Below are 19,818 nucleotides of genomic sequence, written 5' to 3'. Positions count from 1 at the left end.
AGATTTTGTGTCCACCACCTATCCCTGTGGGAGCGGACTTGCCCGCGAAGAGGCCCTGCCTGCTGGCAAGCGCGGACAGTGCCTACAACTGAATCAGACCCAACTGACTGGCGCGCGTTGAAGCCCGGCTCTACTTTGTCGTTCAAACCTATTCACACGGGCTAGCCAGCATGAAACCACCTCCTACGCAGAATCCGATGGTCAGGACCGACAAACCGGAGAGAAAGGAAGTCCGGGGTGATCTGACACTCCTCGATGTGCGGCGAGCTGCGCGTGATGGGCAGAAGACGTTCGATGAATTTGTGATCTCTGGCAGCCTACCCGCTACCAAGTAAATCAAAAAGATCGCAGCGTGCGGCAGCTCACAAGATCACCTACGGGCGAGATTGAATTGGAGGATATTTGGTTATGAGACAGGTCAGGCTGATCCACCATGGAGAAAGCGCTGCCAACGCCGGCGAAGCCAACCTGGCTCAAGCGAGAACGCCTCTTACGCCGAAAGGGGTTGAGCAAGCGTTCTTGGTGGCCTGCTCCTTTCGCAGTGTTCCCGATCTGACCGTTGCCTCTCTGTTCTCTCGCGCTGTGAAAACGACCGTTGCCGAGAGGCGAAGTTGGGGCGAAGTGTACTTGTCTAGATCGGATCCTACGATCGTGGACAATGCCGGTACGGAGTCTTTTCTAGATTTCAAAGCCTGGGCTCGGGCTTTTCTAGGTAGGCTTTCGGATCGCCCTGAACAAAACATCGCTGTATATTCACATGGGCAGGTCATCAATGCAGTTGCTTGGCTGATTGAGCGCAAACCGCAGCAGGTAGATGACCGAACTATGGCTGATTGGCATGAACTCGAAATCTGAGCCACGCCCCCCCACTGTGGCGGTTACACGATGACTAAGCCGGCTGAAGACACCCACCATCTCAATGCCTGAAGAAAGAGGCGAGGCGCGCCTGGAGCTGTGATGCCAACCTCGTTGCAAACCGAGTTGGCATTCATAGACTGAGCAGCGGCTTCGCCAACTTCTACAAGATGTTACCCAGCACCTCTTGCAGCCTCTCACCCTCACTTTTCTCAAAAAAGCCGGCTTCACCGAACAGCATCTGGATGTTAGCTTGGGCGAAGAATTCGGCTGCCGCGAAGTCACATGGATTGCTCGCCGGAAGCACCAGGAATCGCTTGGTTTCGGCACTACCGAAGCAATGCCGGTTATACGCAAGCTGATTCGAGATTACGTGACTTTACGAGGGCCATCAGATACACGATGATAGCGTTTTGACTACCAGCCTGGATTCATCATGGACGAATTTTGGAAAAGCGCCGTCAAGTATTGTGGCAGTGCGGCGCTAGCCGGCCTGTTGGGGTACACGGTTTATCCGCAAATCATCTCCTCGCCTTACCTCAAAAATCTGACGCATACCGAACTGTTCGCTCTGATGTGCCTTCTGGTAGTTGTGACCTTCGCATTATGCGCGGCATTGATTAATGCAGGCACAAAAGGACGCCCTGGAAGCAATACCGTGAACATCAAGGGCTCCACAGTTCATGGTTCAGTACGGGCCGGCAACGACACAAAAAACTCGCCCAAATGAATAAAGCAAGCATTTGGGGCTCCAACATCCAGGGCGGCGTGCGTGTGGGTGATGAAACCAACTACGTCATCAACCTACCCCCTGCAGATCCGACTGCAATTACTCGCGCACTTGCAAGAATCCAGGAGTTGAGTGAGCACGATGAAGATTTTATGTACTTCATCGAACGTCTGGATTTTTTTACCAACCAGAAAACTCAGTCTCCGATGATCGGTCTGGAGCAAAAACTCAAAAACGGAGGGCGTGAGGATTTGCTAGAGGTAGCAATCGAGCGCAAAGATGCCTTTGCGAAGAGATTGATGAAGTCCCAGCTCAATCGAAGACGACAGGCTATCTTTCTCTACATTCTCCAAAAAATTAGTTTTGGCTTCGAAGAATCTATTCGACCGCTAATAAAACAAGGTGCCCCGAACGATGTTATCGATGGGGTAATCCTCAACGGAATTGTCGATACCATTTACCGGGAGGTTATGGCGGAAGACTTCACAATAGATCAGTACATAATTTCAGGGATGTTATATTTTCTCACTGGGAAGTGCCACTTGATCTGGGAGAAGCCAAAATGCTGATGTACCACCCAGCCTTCGATGCGAACCACTGTCTTTACAGAATAGTATCAATTCTCAATGCAACTGGTAGCACGCCGATTAGTTGGCCCCTGTTTCGCATGCTTGATTTTTATTATTTGTTCCCTAGCCAGCTTAAGGCTATAAAACCGTGGCCCAGGGAAATCGGCAAGTACAAATCAAAAACCACTAACATTCAAGATCAGTTTGAAGATTTGACAAATCCCGCTCGCACATTCTTTGACCTCCAAAGTTTCCAAAAGGCAGCAACACTTGAACTCATTGCGAAAGGTTGTTTATCGAAATCCGAATTCGATAAAGGCTTCATGCAGTTAGAGCCAGACGCTTTGCCGCCCGGTTATATTGCACTCCTTGAAACCGATGAGTTTTTGAGGAGCGACGCATTCATAGTCATTACAAAAGGCCTGCCAGAAACACCTTTTTACGGATCGAACGGACTCAAATCTCGCTCCGGCCTAATGGAATTCATTTATGACCTCTAAGCCTTCAACATTATTTGTGAACCGATTCATAATTACCCGTTCGAGGAAAGCGGTGTATGACGCAGTGTTCCACAAGGGCGTCAATATAATCCGAGGCGCGAACAGTGTTGGAAAGTCAACAATCATGGACTTTCTGTTTAGCTGCTTGGGTGGGGATATTGCTGAAGATCGGTGGAATGAAGAAGCACAAACCTGTGATGGGGTTTTCGCTGAAATTGAAATTAACGGTCATGTGATGACCATACACAGGACAGTAGAGCCTGGAAAGAAGCCACCCATGAGCTTTTTCGGAGGGTCATACAATGAACTCTGCGAAGCAGGTACATCAGCCGTATGGCAAAAATATGGGTTGGTTCGAACCGATGAAAAATTAAGCTTTTCTCAACAAATTTTTGAATTACTAGATTGGCCTCACGACCAAACTGATGACTTTTCCAACTTGACTATTCATCAGGTCTTACGACTGATTTATGTCGACCAAGGCACCGCAGTAAACAAGATCTTGAGAGCTGAGCACACAACCTTTGACAAGCCTAGCATGCGCCAAGCGATAGGTGACTTCCTACTCGGCCTTGATGATCTCGGGATTTACTCGCTGAAGCAAAAGCTCGCAAAAGCCGAATCAGAATTCGCCAAAATTGACGGGCAATTGGACTCAATCTACAGATACGTGTCGCCATCCGAAGGCACGTTGCGTGAGACCTCACTCAATACTGCCATCAAGAATGCCAATATCGAACTACAGGAGCTTCTTGCGGAACGCGAGCGCCTGATTGTCCAGCCTGAAGAGACCTCTGACACGGCGCTTAATGTAGAGGCTGAGAAGGCAGCCAAAGCCATTGGTGAACTCTCCAAGGAGATCGACATTCGAACTGCTAAGCAGGCGGAGATGGTGAATGAAATAGTAGAATCCGAGCTTTTTATTTCTGCAATAGACTCAAGAATCAAATCCCTTAAAGAGTCGAAGACTGCCTATGACTTTTTTGGCGAAGTAAGATTTAAGTTTTGCCCAAGCTGTCTTTCCGCCATTACTAATCATGAGAGAGATCAGTGCCACCTGTGCAAAACCGAAATTGATACAAACTCTAGAGAGGCTTCTTATTTAGCAGCTTTGAACGAACTCATCTTCCAAAAAAAGGAAAGCACTCAAGTATTACTTGAAATGAGGACAAAGTTTAGTGAGCACTCCCACTATCTGGAATCCAACCAGCTAGCACTCCAAGCATTAAGAGCCAAGCACGTCACGACTCTACGTATAAGCTCCGACCGAACTCTGCAACTTAATGAGGTCTCTGCAAAAATCGGGAGCGTTGAGGAGCGTATCAAAAATTACGACACCAAAGCCAAGCTGGTTGCTGCGATAGAGGGTCTCATCGAGAAGAAACGGATTCTTAACGAGGCGATTCTACATCTGGGAGAAGATATTAAGATTAAGAGAAGTCAAACAAGCACGCGTCGGGAAACCGTAGAAAGCCGCATTTCCGAAAAGACAGTGGAGTTGCTGAAGCAGGATGGTGGTTTCGAGCCGGCCTTTAACGACGCCGGAGCTGTCATGTTTGATTTCGGTAAAGACTTTATGCTGGTTGACGGTCGTTCAAAATTCTCCGCAAGTTCGGAAACTATCCTTAAGAACAGCTTTCATCTTGCGATCCTGCTGGAGTCTTTGGAAGATCAGACTATGCGTTATCCTAGACTTTTGTTGCTGGACAACACAGAAGACAAGGGAATGAACTCCGAACGCAGTCAAAATTTTCAGCGTGTCTTGGTAGAGTCGCTATCGCAGCACGATTCAACGCCTTATCAGGTCATCATGACGACCTCCATGGTTGACCCAGAGCTAGACAAAACTGCACTTTGCGTAGGGCCGCATTATGCGAAGGGTATGCACACGCTAAATCTTTAGCCAACCTGCGCCGCCCCACGACGCCCAGTGTTCAATCTGGGCGCGTGGGTGGGACATCAGAAGCTGGGAATTACGATTTAGACCTCATCGTCTGGCAGCCACGGGATAACCCCCTTCGGGCCAACGTCCCAATTGTGGTAAAGAATTTCGCCGCTCACGAACGCCCCCTTGGCCCCGGTAAATATGCACTGGTTGATATTTGCATTGCGTAGATCAGCTCCGTCCAGTTTAGCCCCCAAAAAGCAGGCTCCTCGAAGATAGGCTCCACGAAGATCAACACCTCTCAAATCTGCTTGGCTGAAGTCTGTCTCCCAGCCATAGGCGCCAGGTTGAACTACAGGATCTGCAGAAATCGAGTAAAACTTTGCATTGCTGAAGTTCGAGTGACTCGCCTTCTGAACATCCTGAAACCAGTGATAGTGCACTAAGCTCCCAGGCGCTTGAAGATAGCTGAAATCAGGGACTTTCTTGCGTTTGAGGACGCACCCAATTCTGCTAAATAGCAACGAACTAAAATGAAAACCACTGAAATCCACGCCCCGTTTGTCCGCAGCTACTGCGAGAGGAACTTGGTCACGTAGGCACTCAACAAGCGCATCAAACTGCAGTAAAAAACGGGCTCGACGAAACACTCCGCTATAGGGCTGCCGCCAAAAGCCCTGGGAAAAACAATGGGCCACGTATCGCGAAATCATCCGATCTCTAGCGACAATTTTTGTGTAGGTCACACCGTATTCTTTAGCAAGAATACGAAGACAGATATCTCTGTTAGCAGGGCCCGAACTGATCAACTGAGCACGGATTGCTCTGTCTAATGCAGAGCGACAGCCACTACGTAGTTCATGAAGCAGAACAGTAGCATCCGACTTGAAAGCAGCAAGCGAAGGGGTATCAGGGAAATTCATAGCCTAGCCTCTCACGGTCAACGCTAAGCCCTAGTATCAGCTGACCATTCAAGGTGGCGGGAGAGGAAGTTGAAACGACGGTGCAGAGGCTTTTCCAAGCTAGGGCTGAACGCCACCGTCAATGGCGCTAATGCATAATGGAAAAAAAGCGAGCCACCGTCAAGCCTCGCTTCCCCTCAAAAGGTTTGGGCGAGATACAAGACTCCCCCCTTGCGTAGCCGAAACTCCATGGGCGTTTTCGCAACAAAAACCGACTATGATGTCTCGGTGCATCGCCTAACAGGACGTCAAAAAAGCACATGAATCTCCAGGCCCTTGGCAACAAGCTTGAACGCTACCGTATTCAGCTTCAGCGATCCGTTGACGAAGTCGCAGCCTTCACTGCTATCAACGCTGAGCGCCTGAGTAGTATCGAGAAAGGTGAGTTGGAACCTACCGGAGACGAGGTGCTCATCCTCGCAGACTACTATCGATGCGATTTCAAATTCTTCATCTCAAACGAACAAGTCGCTCCGTTCGAACAAACTGAAACGCTCTATCGGGCGCATGGCCGAGAGTTCTCAAAAGAGGATCGCTCTGCCATTCAAGAGTTTCTATACCTCTGCGAAACCGAAGAATTTTTAACCCAAGAGCTACGTGGTACTGCCAGCACATTTGTCTACACGCCACGAGGTACTTACCTCCTCGCTCATGCCGAAGGTGCGGCGAAGGCATTTCGTCAGCAAATGGGTCATACCGACAGAGAGGTGCCTCGCGACATCTACTCCGAGTTTCGCTCAGTAGGCGTGCATGTTTTCAGACGAAAGCTATCCAACTCCAAAATCTCAGGCCTGTTTGTAATGCACCCTGTCGCTGGCAAATGCATTTTAGTCAACTACACCGAGGACGTTTACCGACAACGATTCAGTGCAGCACACGAAATGGCTCACTGTATTTTTGACAGCGACGAAGGGGCAAGCGTGACCATCCCAGGAGATAAAGACATGAGAGAGGTGCGGGCAAACAGGTTTGCCTCCTGCTATCTCATGCCTCCGGAAACACTCCGCTTGCTTTCCGACCCAGCTACCTGGTCTGAAGAGGTCGCTCTAGAGTGGGCGAATAAGTTTCGAGTTAGCTGTGAAGCCTTAGGAATCGCCTTGAAAATCTCAAAGCGCGCTGACCTTGAAACCAGTCGACGTATCCGAGGTTACCGTGTTACTCGTCAAGCCAAGATAGATCCCGAACTACCAGAGAGCCTCACCCCCCAACAACGCGCCAGGAAAGCTGCGCTACTCGAACGCGGGTTGTCCGATCACTACGTGAAGCTATGTTTGGATGCGCATAGCCAAGGCATCATCAGCCTCGGTAGGCTCGCCGAAGCTCTCCTTTGCGGCTACGGCGAACTGACGGCGCTTGCTTCCCTGTATGGCAGGACAATACATGGCTATTGATCCATCGAAATTCCACAAGATCAATGTGGCCGACACCTGCTCGGTGTGGAACATTTTGTCTTCGCGCCGACTGTACGCGGCGGCTCAAGAAGCCAAATGCGAGTTCTGCATGACGGGTTTCGTTCTTTACGAATGCTTGGTCAAGCCTCGCACAGCCCCTACCGAAGCCGACCTAGAGTTGAGAGAGCGCCTCCAGCAAGAGCAAACCAAGGGTCAATTTGCTTCTCACTCCTGCAGCATTGACGATCTCCAAGCCATTGCAAGCCTTGAAAGCCGAAAAAAACTAGGTAAGGGCGAGCTATCATCAATCGCTTTTGCAAGCAGGATTCGTCAAGCCTTCATCACTGATGATCGCAAAGCCAAAGCGCTTTCAGAAAGCGTTGCTCAAGCGATAACGCAGACAACTCCTCACATGCATTCTTGGCTCATTTTCACCAATGTCCTTACGGATGCGGATCACCAGTTGGTTATTTCTCAACATATCGCAATGGGGGGCTCGCTAGCCACGCATTTGGGGACGGCCTATGGCATGGCGCTACAGTGCCGGCTGAACATCCAGGCGCCCAGTAAGGCCACTGATTTCGACGCTGGGCTTTGAAAAGACGTATCGGGCCCTGCGGCCCACTGAGCCCGTCGGGCGAATCGCTAAGACTCGCCTGACTACCCTTATAGAGCGCCTATGACCCAGCTGCAATTGGACTTTGACCTCAAACGCGTCTCGCACCAGCATTACATACCCCCCAGTGTCCGGGCTTTTTGTTTTGAGCTGGAATTCGTGGAGTCTGGCAAGCCGTCACCGCGAGCAGGCTCACTCCTATATTGGATCGGCGGTGATCACGGATTAGGCGCCAGAAACCAATCCCCTGTGGGAGCGAGCCTGCTCGCGAAGAGACCATAACAGCCAGCGAAACTATTTTGGCAACTTCAGCTTATCCAGCAATCGATTCACCAGCAGCTCGTTCAACATGATCAGCTGTTGCAGCGCCAGCAGCGGTTTGCGCTCCGGGCCTTTCACCGAGTTGGCGATATTGCCGGCCATGGCGTTGGCTGACGACAGCGATTCACAGGCTTCGACGAGCAGCGTTTCGTCATCGAGCGTGGGATCGACCATGTAGATGGGGCGGGCCTTGGGTGGGAAGTACTTCGGGATTTCGGGGCCGAGGTAAAAGTCGAGTGCGCGGTCGGCGGCTTCTTTTGTCTTTTGGGATTCGAGCGCGGGGTCGTTGGAGGTTGGATCGGTTTCTGGTGGGTTAGGTGTGGCTTTGAACATATATGAAGCTCCGTATCGAAAAATAGGAGCCATCACCCACGCTACCAAACGATGGGTGGCGGCCATGCGCGGGTTGGTAGACCGGTCGAGTACGGAACCCGGCGCTCACGAATGAGCCCCACGCATGTCCACCATATAAAACTGAGCCGCAAAAAAGAGGCTGCATAAGGTGATGCCATACGACCGTAAACGAAGCGGGCTACCAAACCCGATCACTGTTTTTCAGTGACAGGGAAACGATATAGCCCTCTCCAAGCCGCGTAAGCCGGCGGATTCTGGCGTACGCGTAGGCAACGACGCAAGGTGTTGTAGCCCTTATGGCGTAACGGTTCGTGTACTTTAAACATGGTTGCTGGATTACGTTTATGTGCAAAAAACGGCCGGGCATTACCCTGCTCTTTTGATGTGTTCTGACAGACCGCTTTCGTCGGATCGCCGCCCGGACCAAGCTCGCTCCCACAGGGATTGCGTGAAGTCTGCAAGAAACTGGTCGGCTGTCAGGCCGCCATCGCCAGCAGGCTGGCTCCCACAGAAAACAAAAGCAGCCCGCATCCGCTTCTCACCACTCAAAACGATGAGCGTTAGCTCGAGTACCGCTTTTGATCTTGATCCACGGGCGACGTCGGAAGGCTGAGTGGAGGGATTTATCCGGGGGCGGGAGCGCAGCGACCGTTTGGCGAAGCCAAACACATCGAGAGGAGGTGCAGCGAAGCAAACCGTAGGCGATGCCCCCCGGATGAATCCCGGAGCGAAGGAACCCCGAGCTTTAGCGAGCGGGCCGAACGTAGGAGCAAGACCTTTTGGTTACTTTTGGGGCGTTTGCCAAAAGTGACCCGCCGTAAGGGCGGAACCCTAAGCAGCCATAACCGCAGCAACGGATATACACCCCAAAACCAAACCTCAACGAAGAAACCCGGCAACCTTCTCCGCAGCCGAAGCCAAATGCTGCTCATGCGTAAACCCGGAAACCTTGAGCGGCTTCAAATCATGATCCCCCGCCGCCAGCCAAAACACTTCAATTTCCGGCGATAACGAATAACCTTCGACCGCCTCGCGATTGCCAAGCGCATCCCGCTCCCCCTGAACAATCAACGTCCGAGTCCGCAAAGAACCCAAATGCTCAACCCGAGGCCTCTCCGGTTTCCCAACCGCATAAAACGGATACCCCAGACAAACCAATGCATCAGCGCCAAGCTCATCGGCAAGCAAACTGGCCATCCGCCCCCCCATCGACTTCCCGCCAACCGCCAAAACCCCAGCGACATGAAGTCGCACCAAGCCATAAACCTCACGCCAACATTCGAGCAACTTAGGCGCCGGATTCGGCGGACGTTTGCTGCCATCAACCCGCCGCTGCGCCATATAAGGAAACTCAAACCGCAACACATTCACCCCAAGCCCGGCAAGGCGCCCAGCCATATCGTTCATCCAGTCGCTATCCATCGGCGCCCCCGCCCCATGGGCAAGAATGAGCGTCGCCGAAGCCTCACCACTGGCCGCATCCCAAAGCCACCCATGATCCCGCAGGCACTGCGCCCATTGATCCCCGTCAATACTGGCCTTGTGCTGTTTGTCCATGCTTGCCTCGCTTTTAGTCTGCCTATAACTCCAGGCGAAGGATTCGCGGCGTTTTCTGCGCGCGCTCACTTCGGCTGAACCGTGGATGGGGAACCATGAACACTTCTATCAGTACCGCCTACAACTACAAGGTGGTCCGCCAATTCGCCATTATGACGGTGGTGTGGGGCATCGTCGGCATGGGGCTCGGGGTTTTTCTCGCGGCTCAATTGGTCTGGCCCGAACTCAACTTCAACCTGCCGTGGACCAGCTTCGGACGCTTGCGCCCGCTGCACACCAACGCGGTGATCTTCGCGTTCGGCGGCTGTGCCTTGTTCGCCAGTTCGTTCTACTCGGTGCAGCGCACCTGCCAGACGCAATTGTTTGCGCCGAAAATCGCCGCCTTCTGCTTCTGGGGCTGGCAGCTTGTGATCCTCCTGGCAGCCATCAGCCTGCCACTGGGTTACACCAGTTCCAAGGAGTACGCCGAGCTGGAATGGCCGATCGACATCCTGATCACCATCGTCTGGGTCGCCTACGCCATCGTGTTCTTCGGCACGATCATGCAGCGCAAGACCAAGCACATTTATGTGGGCAACTGGTTCTTCGGCGCGTTCATCATCACCGTGGCGATCCTGCACATCGTCAACAACCTCGAGTTGCCGGTGAGCTTCACCAAGTCCTACTCGGTGTACGCCGGCGCGACCGACGCGATGGTGCAATGGTGGTACGGTCACAACGCCGTAGGCTTTTTCCTCACCGCCGGTTTCCTCGGGATGATGTATTACTTCGTGCCGAAACAGGCCGAACGTCCGGTGTATTCGTATCGCCTGTCGATCGTGCACTTCTGGGCGCTGATCACCCTGTACATCTGGGCCGGTCCGCACCACTTGCACTACACCGCGCTGCCGGACTGGGCGCAGTCGCTGGGCATGGTGATGTCGCTGGTTCTGCTGGCACCGAGCTGGGGCGGCATGATCAACGGCATGATGACCCTCTCGGGCGCCTGGCATAAGTTGCGCAGCGACCCGATCCTGCGCTTCCTCGTGGTGTCGCTGGCGTTCTACGGCATGTCGACCTTCGAAGGTCCGATGATGGCGATCAAGACCGTGAACGCCCTCTCCCACTACACCGACTGGACCATCGGCCACGTACACGCCGGCGCCCTCGGCTGGGTGGCGATGATTTCCATCGGCGCGCTGTATCACATGATCCCGAAAGTCTTCGGCAAAGAGCAGATGCACAGCATCGGCCTGATCAACGCGCACTTCTGGCTCGCGACCATCGGCACCGTGCTCTACATCGCTTCGATGTGGGTCAACGGCATCGCCCAGGGCCTGATGTGGCGTGCAGTGAACGAGGACGGCACGCTGACCTACTCCTTCGTCGAAACCCTGGTGGCCAGCCACCCAGGCTTCGTCGTGCGGCTGATTGGCGGGGCGATCTTCCTCAGCGGCATGTTCCTGATGGCTTACAACACCTGGCGCACCGTGCGGGCCTCGCAGCCTGCTGACGTCGTTGCTGCCGCGCAGATGGCCTGAGGAGTCCGCCATGAAACACGAAACGATTGAAAAGAACGTCGGCCTGCTGATGCTGCTGATGGTGTTCGCCGTGAGCATCGGCGGCCTGACCCAGATCGTCCCGCTGTTCTTCCAGGACGTGACCAACAAACCGGTGGAAGGCATGAAGCCCTACACCGCGCTGCAACTGGAAGGCCGCGACATCTACATCCGCGAAGGCTGCGTCGGCTGCCACTCGCAGATGATCCGTCCGTTCCGCGCCGAAACCGAACGCTACGGCCACTACTCGGTGGCTGGCGAGAGCGTGTGGGATCACCCGTTCCTGTGGGGCTCGAAACGTACCGGTCCGGACCTGGCCCGTGTCGGTTCGCGCTACTCCGATGACTGGCACCGCGCGCACTTGTACAACCCGCGCAACGTCGTACCGGAATCGAAAATGCCGGCCTACCCATGGCTGGTCACCCAACCGGTCGACAGCAGCCACACCGAAACCAAGCTCAAGGTCATGCGCACCCTCGGCGTGCCGTACACCGACGACGACATCAGCGGCGCGGTGGCCAGCCTCAAGGGCAAGACCGAAATGGACGCCCTCGTCTCCTACCTGCAAGTGCTTGGCACTGCGATCAAGAGCAAGAGGTGATTGAGATGGCCTTTGAAATGAGCGCGGGGCTGATACGCGGCCTCGGCACGGTCGTGGTGTTCGTGGCCTTCGTCGGCCTGACCCTCTGGGTGTTCAACCGCAAGCGCACACCGGAATTCGCCGAAGCGCGCCTGCTGCCGTTTGCCGACGAGCCGCAACCCGACACTACCCAAGCTAATGAAACAAGGAGTACCCGGCCATGACCACCTTCTGGAGTACGTGGATCTGCGTACTGACCATCGGCAGCCTGATCGGCCTGACCTGGCTGCTGGTCGGCACCCGTCGGGGCGAGACCAAGGGCAGCGTCGACCAGACCATGGGCCACAGCTTCGACGGCATCGAGGAGTACGACAACCCGCTGCCGCAGTGGTGGTTCATGCTGTTCGCCGGCACGCTGGTGTTTTCCGTGGGCTATCTGATCCTCTACCCGGGCCTGGGCAACTGGAAAGGTATCCTGCCCGGCTACGAGAACGGCTGGACCGGCGTCCACGAGTGGGAAAAGGAAATGAGCAAGGCCGACGCCAAGTTCGGGCCGATCTTCGCCAAATTCGCCGCCATGCCGGTGGAAGAAGTGGCGAAGGATCCGCAGGCACTGAAAATGGGTGGCCGCCTGTTCGCCTCCAACTGCTCGGTGTGCCACGGCTCGGACGCCAAGGGTGCCTTCGGCTTCCCTAACCTGGCCGACCAGGACTGGCGTTGGGGCGGCAGTGCCGAGACGATCAAGACCACCATCATGGGTGGCCGGATCGCGGCGATGCCGGCCTGGGGCGAGTCACTCGGTGAGGTGGGCGTGAAAAACGTCGCCGCTTACGTGCGTCACGAACTGGCCGGGCTGCCACTGCCGGCGGACAACAAGGCCGACCTGCAAGCCGGACAGCAGACGTTCAGCACCATGTGCGTAGCCTGTCATGGGGCAACCGGCCAGGGCACTGAAGCCATGGGTGCGCCGAATCTGACGCACCCGGCCGGATTTATCTATGGCACCAGCCTGACCCAGCTTGAACAGACCATTCGCCATGGTCGTCAGGGCCACATGCCGGCTCAGAACGAGCTGCTGGGCAACGATAAAGTGCAATTGCTGGCCGCTTATGTGTACAGCCTTAGCCATGGATTGAATACAGAAAAACTGATTACTGAAGACAACAAACAGTAATCATTGAGCACAACACTGCCGCACGTTTCCAGTGCGGCAGTTTCCAGCCTCTTTGCGACGCATTGTCGCACCCCTTCTTGCCCTCTCCTTTCGGTTCCCCGGATTCGGGTCTACGCTTGCTCGATGCGGACTGGCCCGTGCCGGTTCCAGGTCGACCCCGAGCGAGGCGTTGAACGAATCGGCTGACTGACATGGCCGCAAAGGCCGGTAGATACCGGCTGTCGTGCCGATTACCGTCCGTCACCCGAACCGAGCGTTCGAACACACCCCGTTACATCCGACTGGGACCCCTCGCTTTTTTCGTCCGCTGCGACATTTTGCCCGAGGGCAATTTTGTCCTTACGCGGCGCATGGAAAGGCCGCAGAATCAGCGTTGGAAAGCATTGACCCAGGTCATGGCGCGTTGCATTGACCCCCTGCTTTCTACATACTTGCGGCCGATTTTAATCCTAATAAAACACCCAAACCGTGGAACCTTAGAATGAGCACAGCAATCAGTCCGACTGCTTATAACTATAAGGTAGTCCGCCAGTTCGCCATCATGACGGTGGTCTGGGGGATCCTTGGCATGGGGCTCGGTGTCTTCATTGCCTCGCAACTGGTCTGGCCGGAGTTGAACTTCGGTCTGCCGTGGACGAGCTTTGGACGCCTGCGCCCGTTGCACACAAACCTGGTGATTTTCGCCTTCGGTGGTTGTGCACTGTTTGCCACTTCCTACTATGTCGTGCAGCGAACCTGCCAGACGCGACTGATTTCCGACAGCCTCGCGGCCTTCACCTTCTGGGGATGGCAAGCGGTGATCGTCGGCGCGATCATTACCTTGCCGCTGGGTTACACCACCACCAAGGAATACGCGGAACTGGAATGGCCCCTCGCCATTTTGCTGGCCATTGTCTGGGTCACCTACGGTCTGGTGTTCTTCGGCACCATCACCAAGCGCAAGACCAAACACATCTACGTCGGTAACTGGTTCTACGGCGCGTTCATCGTCGTGACCGCGATGCTGCACATCGTCAACCACGCCTCGCTGCCGGTCAGTTTCTTCAAGTCCTACTCGGCCTACGCCGGTGCGACCGACGCGATGATCCAGTGGTGGTACGGCCACAACGCCGTGGGTTTCTTCCTGACCACCGGCTTCCTGGGGATGATGTACTACTTCGTGCCGAAACAGGCCGAACGCCCGATCTACTCCTATCGCCTGTCGATCGTGCACTTCTGGGCACTGATCACCCTGTACATCTGGGCCGGCCCGCACCACCTGCACTACACCGCACTGCCGGATTGGGCACAATCGCTGGGCATGGCGATGTCGATCATCCTGCTGGCACCAAGCTGGGGCGGCATGATCAACGGCATGATGACCCTCTCGGGCGCCTGGCATAAGCTGCGCACCGACCCGATCCTGCGCTTCCTCGTGGTATCGCTGGCGTTCTACGGCATGTCGACCTTCGAAGGTCCGATGATGGCGATCAAGACCGTCAACTCGCTCTCGCACTACACCGACTGGACCATCGGCCACGTACACGCCGGCGCGCTCGGCTGGGTAGCGATGATCTCGATCGGCGCGATCTACCACATGATCCCGAAACTGTTCGGCCGCGCGCAGATGCACAGCGTCGGTCTGATCAACGCGCACTTCTGGCTCGCGACCATCGGTACCGTGCTGTACATCGCTTCGATGTGGGTCAACGGCATCACCCAAGGCCTGATGTGGCGTGCAATCAACGACGACGGCACCCTCACCTACTCGTTCGTCGAAGCGCTGCAGGCCAGCCACCCTGGCTACATCGTTCGTGCCCTGGGCGGTGCATTCTTCGCCAGCGGCATGTTCCTGATGGCCTACAACGTGTGGCGCACCGTTCGCGCCTCGGACCCGGCTGAAGCTGAAGCCGCCGCCAAGATCGCCGTAGTTGGAGCTCACTGATGAAGCATGAAGCTGTCGAGAAGAATATTGGCCTGCTGGCCTTCTTCATGGTCATCGCCGTCAGCGTCGGTGGCCTGACCCAAATCGTTCCGCTGTTTTTCCAGGACGTCACCAACAAGCCGGTCGAAGGCATGAAGCCGCGCACCGCCCTTGAACTGGAAGGCCGCGACGTTTACATCGCCAACGGCTGTGTCGGCTGCCACTCGCAGATGATCCGTCCGTTCCGTGCCGAAACCGAACGCTACGGCCACTACTCGGTCGCCGGTGAAAGCGTCTGGGATCACCCGTTCCTGTGGGGTTCCAAGCGTACCGGCCCGGACCTGGCCCGTGTCGGCGGTCGTTACTCCGATGACTGGCAACGTGCGCACTTGTACAACCCGCGCAACGTCGTGCCTGAGTCGAAAATGCCGGCTTACCCGTTCCTCGTGGAAAACAAGCTCGACGGCAAAGACACGGCCAAGAAAATGGAAGTGTTGCGCACGCTCGGCGTCCCTTACACCGACGAAGACATTGCCGGTGCAAAAGACGCTGTGAAGGGTAAAACCGAAATGGACGCGCTGGTGGCCTATCTGCAAGGCCTGGGCACCATCATCAAAAGCAAACGGTGATTCTTAATGGATATCGGGATGATTCGAGGCCTGGGCACCGTTGTCGTGATGGTTGCCTTCATCGGCCTGGCGTTGTGGGTGTTCAGCCCCAAGCGCAAGTCGGAGTTTGAAGACGCGACCTTGCTGCCCTTCGCGGATGATCCCGAAGCCATCAAGCACGTCGAGCAAGCTTCTAGGAGTAACAAAGAATGACTACATTCTGGAGTCTGTACGTCACAGTCCTCAGTCTCGGTACGATCTTTTCCCTGACCTGGCTGTTGCTGTCGACCCGCAAGGGCCAGCGCACCGAGCAGACCGACGAGACGGTCGGCCACTCCTTCGACGGGATCGAGGAGTACGACAACCCGCTGCCGAAATGGTGGTTCATGCTGTTCGTGGGCACCATCGTCTTCGCTCTGGGTTATCTGGTGCTGTACCCGGGCCTGGGCAGCTGGAAAGGTCTGCTGCCGGGCTACAACTACCTCGATAACGAAAAGCAGACCCCGTTCGCCAACGGCCAGACCGGCTGGACCGGCGTTCACGAGTGGGAAAAGGAAATGGCTCGCTCGGACGCCAAGTTCGGTCCGATCTTCGCCAAGTTCGCGGCCATGCCGATCGAAGAAGTCGCGAAGGATCCGCAAGCCCTGAAAATGGGTGGCCGTCTGTTCGCCTCCAACTGCTCGGTCTGCCACGGTTCCGACGCCAAGGGCGCTTATGGCTTCCCTAACCTGACCGACGCCGACTGGCGCTGGGGCGGCGAGCCGGAAACCATCAAGACCACCATCATGGGCGGCCGTCACGCGGTAATGCCGGCCTGGGCTGAAGTGATCGGTGAACAAGGCGTGGCCGACGTGGCGGCATTCGTGCTGACCAACCTCGATGGTCGCAAGCTGCCGGAAGGCACCAAGGCAGATCCGGCCAACGGCCAGAAACTGTTCGCCGCCAACTGCGTGGCCTGCCACGGTCCGGAAGGCAAAGGCACCCCGGCAATGGGCGCCCCTAACCTGACCCACCCGGCCGCGTTCATCTACGGTTCGAGCTTCGCGCAGCTGCAGCAGACCATCCGTTACGGCCGTCAGGGCCAGATGCCTGCCCAGGAACAACTGCAAGGCAACGACAAGGTTCACCTGCTGGCGGCTTATGTTTACAGCCTGTCCCATGGTGAAAAAGCACCGGAAGCAGAGGCGCAGTAAGGCCGACGCTTGAAGCAAAAAAAGGCCCCGCCGGTGAGAACTGGCGGGGCCTTTTTGTTTCTGCCCTTGAATGGCCGACCAGCGGTCAGGCTCGTCAGGCCTTCCCGGTTGTGAGACACCAGAAGCGGTAGTAACGTTGCTACATTCCTTCTTCAGGAGAGGTCGCAATGATGGCCATCACCACCATTTCCAGCCGCGAATTCAATCAGGACACAAGCAGTGCCAAAAAAGCCACGCGCAACGGGCCTGTAATCATCACCGACCGTGGCAAGCCCGCCCACGTACTGCTAAGCATTGAGGAGTACGAAAAACTCACCGGCCTCAACGCGAGCATCGTCGATCTGCTGGTCATGCCTGAAGCGGCAGACATCGAGTTCGAAACCGAGCGTGCCGTGATCACTCACCGCCCCGTGGATCTGTCCTGAATGTACTTGCTCGACACCAATGTGATTTCCGAACTGCGCAAACCCCAGGCCGACAAGAACGTTGTCGCCTGGGCCAGAACAGTCATTGCCCCTCGCATGTTCATCTCGGCCATTACCTTGAAGGAGCTGGAGACCGGCGTCCTTCGCATGGAGCGCCGCGACCCGGCTCAGGGCAAGGTACTGCGCACCTGGCTCAAGCGCCACGTGATGCCGGCCTTCGACGCGAGAATCCTGCCGGTCAATGCTGCTGTCGCCTTGCGATGTGCGCGCCTTCATGTGCCAGATCGGGCCAATGAAAGTGATGCGTTGATTGCTGCAACGGCATTGGTGCATGGCCTGACGGTGGTCACTCGCAATATCGCCGACTTTGAATCCAGTGGCGTTGCATTGATCAATCCCTGGGACAGCAGAAATGCCGATACCTTTTGATTTCGTCTCAACGTCGGCCAGGAATGCGGGACCAGCGAACGACGCCGCTCGCAAACCCGTCCATACTTAGCAAGTCAATTGATCTGCATCATGCTTTGTTACATTCGCTACACCATTCAGGTTTTTTCCCCAACGCGACCAAAGGTCGCACCCGTTCGTCGGCATCACAGGCGTATCATTGCGCCACTGCAACACCCTTTCTGACCCCGGCCGGCACGTATCGACCGAGGCATTTTTCCACTGCCGTGGGATGCAATGATGAGTAATCAGATTCCGGTACACGACGTCACGCCCCCCAACAAGAACGCGAACAACAGCGTCGACCTTTACGCCTCTCGAGAAAAAATCTACACCCGTGCTTTCACCGGCCTGTTCCGCAATTTGCGGATGATGGGCGGCACGGCGCTGTTCCTGCTGTATTTCGGTACGGTGTGGCTGAACTGGGGCGGCCACCAGGCCGTGTGGTGGAACCTGCCGGAGCGCAAGTTCTTCATCTTCGGCGCCACCTTCTGGCCTCAGGATTTCATCCTGCTTTCGGGCCTGCTGATCATTGCCGCGTTCGGCCTGTTCTTCATCACGGTGTACGCCGGCCGGGTCTGGTGTGGCTACACCTGTCCGCAAAGCGTGTGGACGTGGATTTTCATGTGGTGCGAAAAGGTCACCGAAGGCGACCGCAACCAGCGCATCAAGCTCGACAAGGCGCCGATGAGCGCCAACAAATTCCTGCGCAAATTCGCCAAGCACGCCATGTGGCTGCTGATCGGCTTCGTCACCGGCATGACCTTCGTCGGCTATTTCTCGCCGATCCGCGAACTGGTGTTCGACTTTTTCACAGGCCAGGCCGATGGCTGGTCGTATTTCTGGGTCGGCTTCTTCACCCTCGCCACCTACGGCAACGCCGGCTGGCTGCGTGAGCAGGTGTGCATCTACATGTGCCCGTATGCGCGCTTCCAGAGCGTGATGTTCGACAAGGACACGCTGATCGTTTCCTATGATCCGCGTCGCGGCGAAAGCCGTGGCCCGCGCAAGAAAGGCGTCGATTACAAGGCCCAGGGCCTGGGCGATTGCATCGATTGCACCATGTGCGTCCAGGTCTGCCCAACCGGCATCGACATCCGCGACGGTTTGCAGATCGAGTGCATCGGCTGCGCCGCGTGCATCGATGCCTGCGACAGCATCATGGACAAGATGGACTACCCCCGCGGGCTGATCAGCTACACCACTGAACACAACCTGTCCGGTCAGAAAACCCATAAACTGCGTCCGCGCCTGATCGGTTATGCCGTGGTGCTGCTGGCGATGATCAGCCTGCTGGTGACGGCCTTCTTCATGCGCTCGCTGGTGGGTTTCGACGTCAGCAAGGACCGCGTGCTGTATCGCGAGAACGCCGAAGGCCGGATCGAAAACGTCTACAGCCTGAAGATCATGAACAAGGATCAGCGCGACCACACCTATGTGCTGGAAGCCGCCGGTCTGCCGGATCTGCGCCTGCAAGGCAGACGCGAGATCAAGGTGCCCGCCGGGGAAATCTTCAGCATGCCGGTCGAGCTGTCGAGCGCGCCCGAACAACTGCCGTCGAGCACCAACGAGGTGAAATTCATCCTCAAGGATGCCGATGACGACAGCGTCCACGTAGAAGCCAAGAGCCGGTTCATCGGCCCACAAAATCGTTGAGAGAACTGAACATGCCCGCAGCAAACGCCGCAAGCCCCTGGTACAAGCATCTCTGGCCGTGGATCATCATCGGGATTCTGGCCTGCTCGGTGACCCTGACGCTGTCCATGGTGACCATTGCGGTGAACAACCCGGACAACCTGGTCAACGACAACTACTACGAGGCCGGCAAGGGCATCAACCGTTCGCTGGACCGTGAAATGCTCGCGCAAAACCTGAAAATGCGCGCCAACGTTCATCTGGACGACGTGACCGGGGAAGTCGATCTACGCCTGAGTGGCGACAGCCAGCCGAAAACCCTGGAACTGAACCTGATCTCGCCGACCCAGCCGGACAAGGATCGCAAGATTGTCCTGACCCGCAGCGAAACCGAGCAGGGTCGTTACATTGGCCAGGTGAACGACAAGGTCGAAGGCCGTCGTTTTGTCGAGTTGCTCGGATCGCAAGGTGACCAGGTGTGGCGCATGTTCGAGGAAGAAGTGGTCAGCCATGACAAGGATCTGTTGCTCGGTGACGAACCGCTGCAAGGCGCGGAAGACCTGGACAAGTAAGCA

22 protein-coding genes are annotated in these 19,818 nt (G+C 55.8%); 19 read left to right on the top strand and 3 right to left on the bottom strand.

What is annotated here, in order from left to right; all coding sequences use genetic code 11:
* Positions 1 to 408: 408 nt before the first annotated feature.
* From IF189_RS09545 to IF189_RS09525, 5 genes are all read left to right on the top strand, one after another.
* Positions 409 to 855, top strand: coding sequence for a histidine phosphatase family protein (locus IF189_RS09545; protein ID WP_192553174.1), 447 nt, complete (start codon positions 409 to 411; stop codon positions 853 to 855).
* A gap of 436 nt (positions 856 to 1,291) precedes the next feature.
* Positions 1,292 to 1,585, top strand: coding sequence for a hypothetical protein (locus tag IF189_RS09540; protein ID WP_192553173.1), 294 nt, complete (start codon positions 1,292 to 1,294; stop codon positions 1,583 to 1,585).
* Positions 1,582 to 2,154: an ABC-three component system protein gene (locus IF189_RS09535; protein ID WP_192553172.1), complete on the top strand. Its 573-nt coding sequence runs from the start codon at positions 1,582 to 1,584 to the stop codon at positions 2,152 to 2,154. Before IF189_RS09540 ends, IF189_RS09535 begins: the two co-directional genes overlap by 4 nt.
* Positions 2,148 to 2,654 carry an ABC-three component system middle component 5 gene (locus tag IF189_RS09530; protein WP_192553171.1) on the top strand — a complete coding sequence of 169 codons (507 nt, stop codon included), beginning with the start codon at positions 2,148 to 2,150 and terminating at the stop codon, positions 2,652 to 2,654. The genes IF189_RS09535 and IF189_RS09530 overlap by 7 nt, the downstream gene beginning before the upstream one ends.
* Positions 2,644 to 4,557 (top strand): hypothetical protein, encoded by a 1,914-nt coding sequence (locus IF189_RS09525; protein ID WP_192553170.1) that lies wholly within the window; start codon positions 2,644 to 2,646, stop codon positions 4,555 to 4,557. The genes IF189_RS09530 and IF189_RS09525 overlap by 11 nt, the downstream gene beginning before the upstream one ends.
* A 77-nt stretch (positions 4,558 to 4,634) precedes the next feature.
* On the opposite strand, the gene IF189_RS09520 is transcribed toward IF189_RS09525, so the two are convergent.
* A complete protein-coding gene (locus IF189_RS09520; protein ID WP_225739955.1) occupies positions 4,635 to 5,462 on the bottom strand; it encodes a pentapeptide repeat-containing protein in 828 nt (275 codons plus the stop codon).
* Positions 5,463 to 5,761: 299 nt separating this feature from the next.
* Here IF189_RS09520 and IF189_RS09515 point away from each other — a divergent pair, with 299 nt between their 5' ends.
* The gene (locus tag IF189_RS09515; RefSeq protein ID WP_192553169.1) at positions 5,762 to 6,892 is read left to right on the top strand and encodes an XRE family transcriptional regulator; all 1,131 of its coding nucleotides are present in this window, start codon (positions 5,762 to 5,764) and stop codon (positions 6,890 to 6,892) included.
* Positions 6,882 to 7,490 (top strand): hypothetical protein, encoded by a 609-nt coding sequence (locus IF189_RS09510; RefSeq protein ID WP_192553168.1) that lies wholly within the window; start codon positions 6,882 to 6,884, stop codon positions 7,488 to 7,490. Before IF189_RS09515 ends, IF189_RS09510 begins: the two co-directional genes overlap by 11 nt.
* 312 nt (positions 7,491 to 7,802) lie before the next feature.
* On the opposite strand, the gene IF189_RS09505 is transcribed toward IF189_RS09510, so the two are convergent.
* Both IF189_RS09505 and IF189_RS09500 read right to left on the bottom strand, forming a co-directional pair.
* Positions 7,803 to 8,162, bottom strand: a complete 360-nt coding sequence (locus tag IF189_RS09505) for a DUF6124 family protein (RefSeq protein ID WP_192553167.1) — start codon at positions 8,160 to 8,162, stop codon at positions 7,803 to 7,805.
* A 900-nt stretch (positions 8,163 to 9,062) separates the two neighbouring features.
* Positions 9,063 to 9,740 carry an alpha/beta family hydrolase gene (locus tag IF189_RS09500; RefSeq protein ID WP_192553166.1) on the bottom strand — a complete coding sequence of 226 codons (678 nt, stop codon included), beginning with the start codon at positions 9,738 to 9,740 and terminating at the stop codon, positions 9,063 to 9,065.
* 95 nt (positions 9,741 to 9,835) lie between these two features.
* Between IF189_RS09500 and ccoN (IF189_RS09495) the strand changes: the two genes are divergently transcribed.
* The 12 genes from ccoN (IF189_RS09495) (at position 9,836) to IF189_RS09440 (ending at position 19,815) form a co-directional block, all read left to right on the top strand.
* Positions 9,836 to 11,260 (top strand): cytochrome-c oxidase, cbb3-type subunit I, encoded by a 1,425-nt coding sequence (gene ccoN / locus IF189_RS09495; protein WP_011333291.1) that lies wholly within the window; start codon positions 9,836 to 9,838, stop codon positions 11,258 to 11,260.
* Positions 11,261 to 11,270: 10 nt separating this feature from the next.
* A complete protein-coding gene (gene ccoO / locus IF189_RS09490) occupies positions 11,271 to 11,879 on the top strand; it encodes a cytochrome-c oxidase, cbb3-type subunit II (RefSeq protein ID WP_085700207.1) in 609 nt (202 codons plus the stop codon).
* A 5-nt stretch (positions 11,880 to 11,884) separates the two neighbouring features.
* Positions 11,885 to 12,082 carry a cbb3-type cytochrome oxidase subunit 3 gene (locus tag IF189_RS09485; RefSeq protein ID WP_192553165.1) on the top strand — a complete coding sequence of 66 codons (198 nt, stop codon included), beginning with the start codon at positions 11,885 to 11,887 and terminating at the stop codon, positions 12,080 to 12,082.
* Positions 12,079 to 13,032: a cytochrome-c oxidase, cbb3-type subunit III gene (ccoP, locus tag IF189_RS09480; RefSeq protein WP_192553164.1), complete on the top strand. Its 954-nt coding sequence runs from the start codon at positions 12,079 to 12,081 to the stop codon at positions 13,030 to 13,032. Before IF189_RS09485 ends, ccoP (IF189_RS09480) begins: the two co-directional genes overlap by 4 nt.
* A gap of 481 nt (positions 13,033 to 13,513) precedes the next feature.
* Positions 13,514 to 14,956, top strand: coding sequence for a cytochrome-c oxidase, cbb3-type subunit I (gene ccoN, locus IF189_RS09475; protein WP_085711942.1), 1,443 nt, complete (start codon positions 13,514 to 13,516; stop codon positions 14,954 to 14,956).
* A complete protein-coding gene (gene ccoO, locus IF189_RS09470) occupies positions 14,956 to 15,564 on the top strand; it encodes a cytochrome-c oxidase, cbb3-type subunit II (protein ID WP_007905434.1) in 609 nt (202 codons plus the stop codon). Before ccoN (IF189_RS09475) ends, ccoO (IF189_RS09470) begins: the two co-directional genes overlap by 1 nt.
* Positions 15,565 to 15,570: 6 nt before the next feature.
* Positions 15,571 to 15,756, top strand: coding sequence for a CcoQ/FixQ family Cbb3-type cytochrome c oxidase assembly chaperone (locus IF189_RS09465; protein WP_003175465.1), 186 nt, complete (start codon positions 15,571 to 15,573; stop codon positions 15,754 to 15,756).
* On the top strand, positions 15,753 to 16,736 hold the full coding sequence (gene ccoP, locus IF189_RS09460) for a cytochrome-c oxidase, cbb3-type subunit III (RefSeq protein ID WP_085711941.1): 984 nt from the start codon (positions 15,753 to 15,755) through the stop codon (positions 16,734 to 16,736). Before IF189_RS09465 ends, ccoP (IF189_RS09460) begins: the two co-directional genes overlap by 4 nt.
* A gap of 170 nt (positions 16,737 to 16,906) precedes the next feature.
* Positions 16,907 to 17,161: a type II toxin-antitoxin system Phd/YefM family antitoxin gene (locus tag IF189_RS09455; protein WP_065259746.1), complete on the top strand. Its 255-nt coding sequence runs from the start codon at positions 16,907 to 16,909 to the stop codon at positions 17,159 to 17,161.
* Positions 17,162 to 17,590: a type II toxin-antitoxin system VapC family toxin gene (locus IF189_RS09450; protein ID WP_192553163.1), complete on the top strand. Its 429-nt coding sequence runs from the start codon at positions 17,162 to 17,164 to the stop codon at positions 17,588 to 17,590.
* A 258-nt stretch (positions 17,591 to 17,848) separates the two neighbouring features.
* The gene (gene ccoG / locus IF189_RS09445) at positions 17,849 to 19,264 is read left to right on the top strand and encodes a cytochrome c oxidase accessory protein CcoG (RefSeq protein ID WP_085711940.1); all 1,416 of its coding nucleotides are present in this window, start codon (positions 17,849 to 17,851) and stop codon (positions 19,262 to 19,264) included.
* An 11-nt stretch (positions 19,265 to 19,275) separates the two neighbouring features.
* Positions 19,276 to 19,815 carry a FixH family protein gene (locus IF189_RS09440; RefSeq protein ID WP_085711939.1) on the top strand — a complete coding sequence of 180 codons (540 nt, stop codon included), beginning with the start codon at positions 19,276 to 19,278 and terminating at the stop codon, positions 19,813 to 19,815.
* Positions 19,816 to 19,818 lie beyond the last annotated feature (3 nt).

The organism is Pseudomonas sp. IzPS59, assembly GCF_014863505.1.
Lineage (GTDB): Bacteria > Pseudomonadota > Gammaproteobacteria > Pseudomonadales > Pseudomonadaceae > Aquipseudomonas > Aquipseudomonas kribbensis.
The sequence above is the reverse complement of the archived record's forward strand: the minus strand, read 5'-3'. Positions and strand labels throughout refer to the sequence as shown.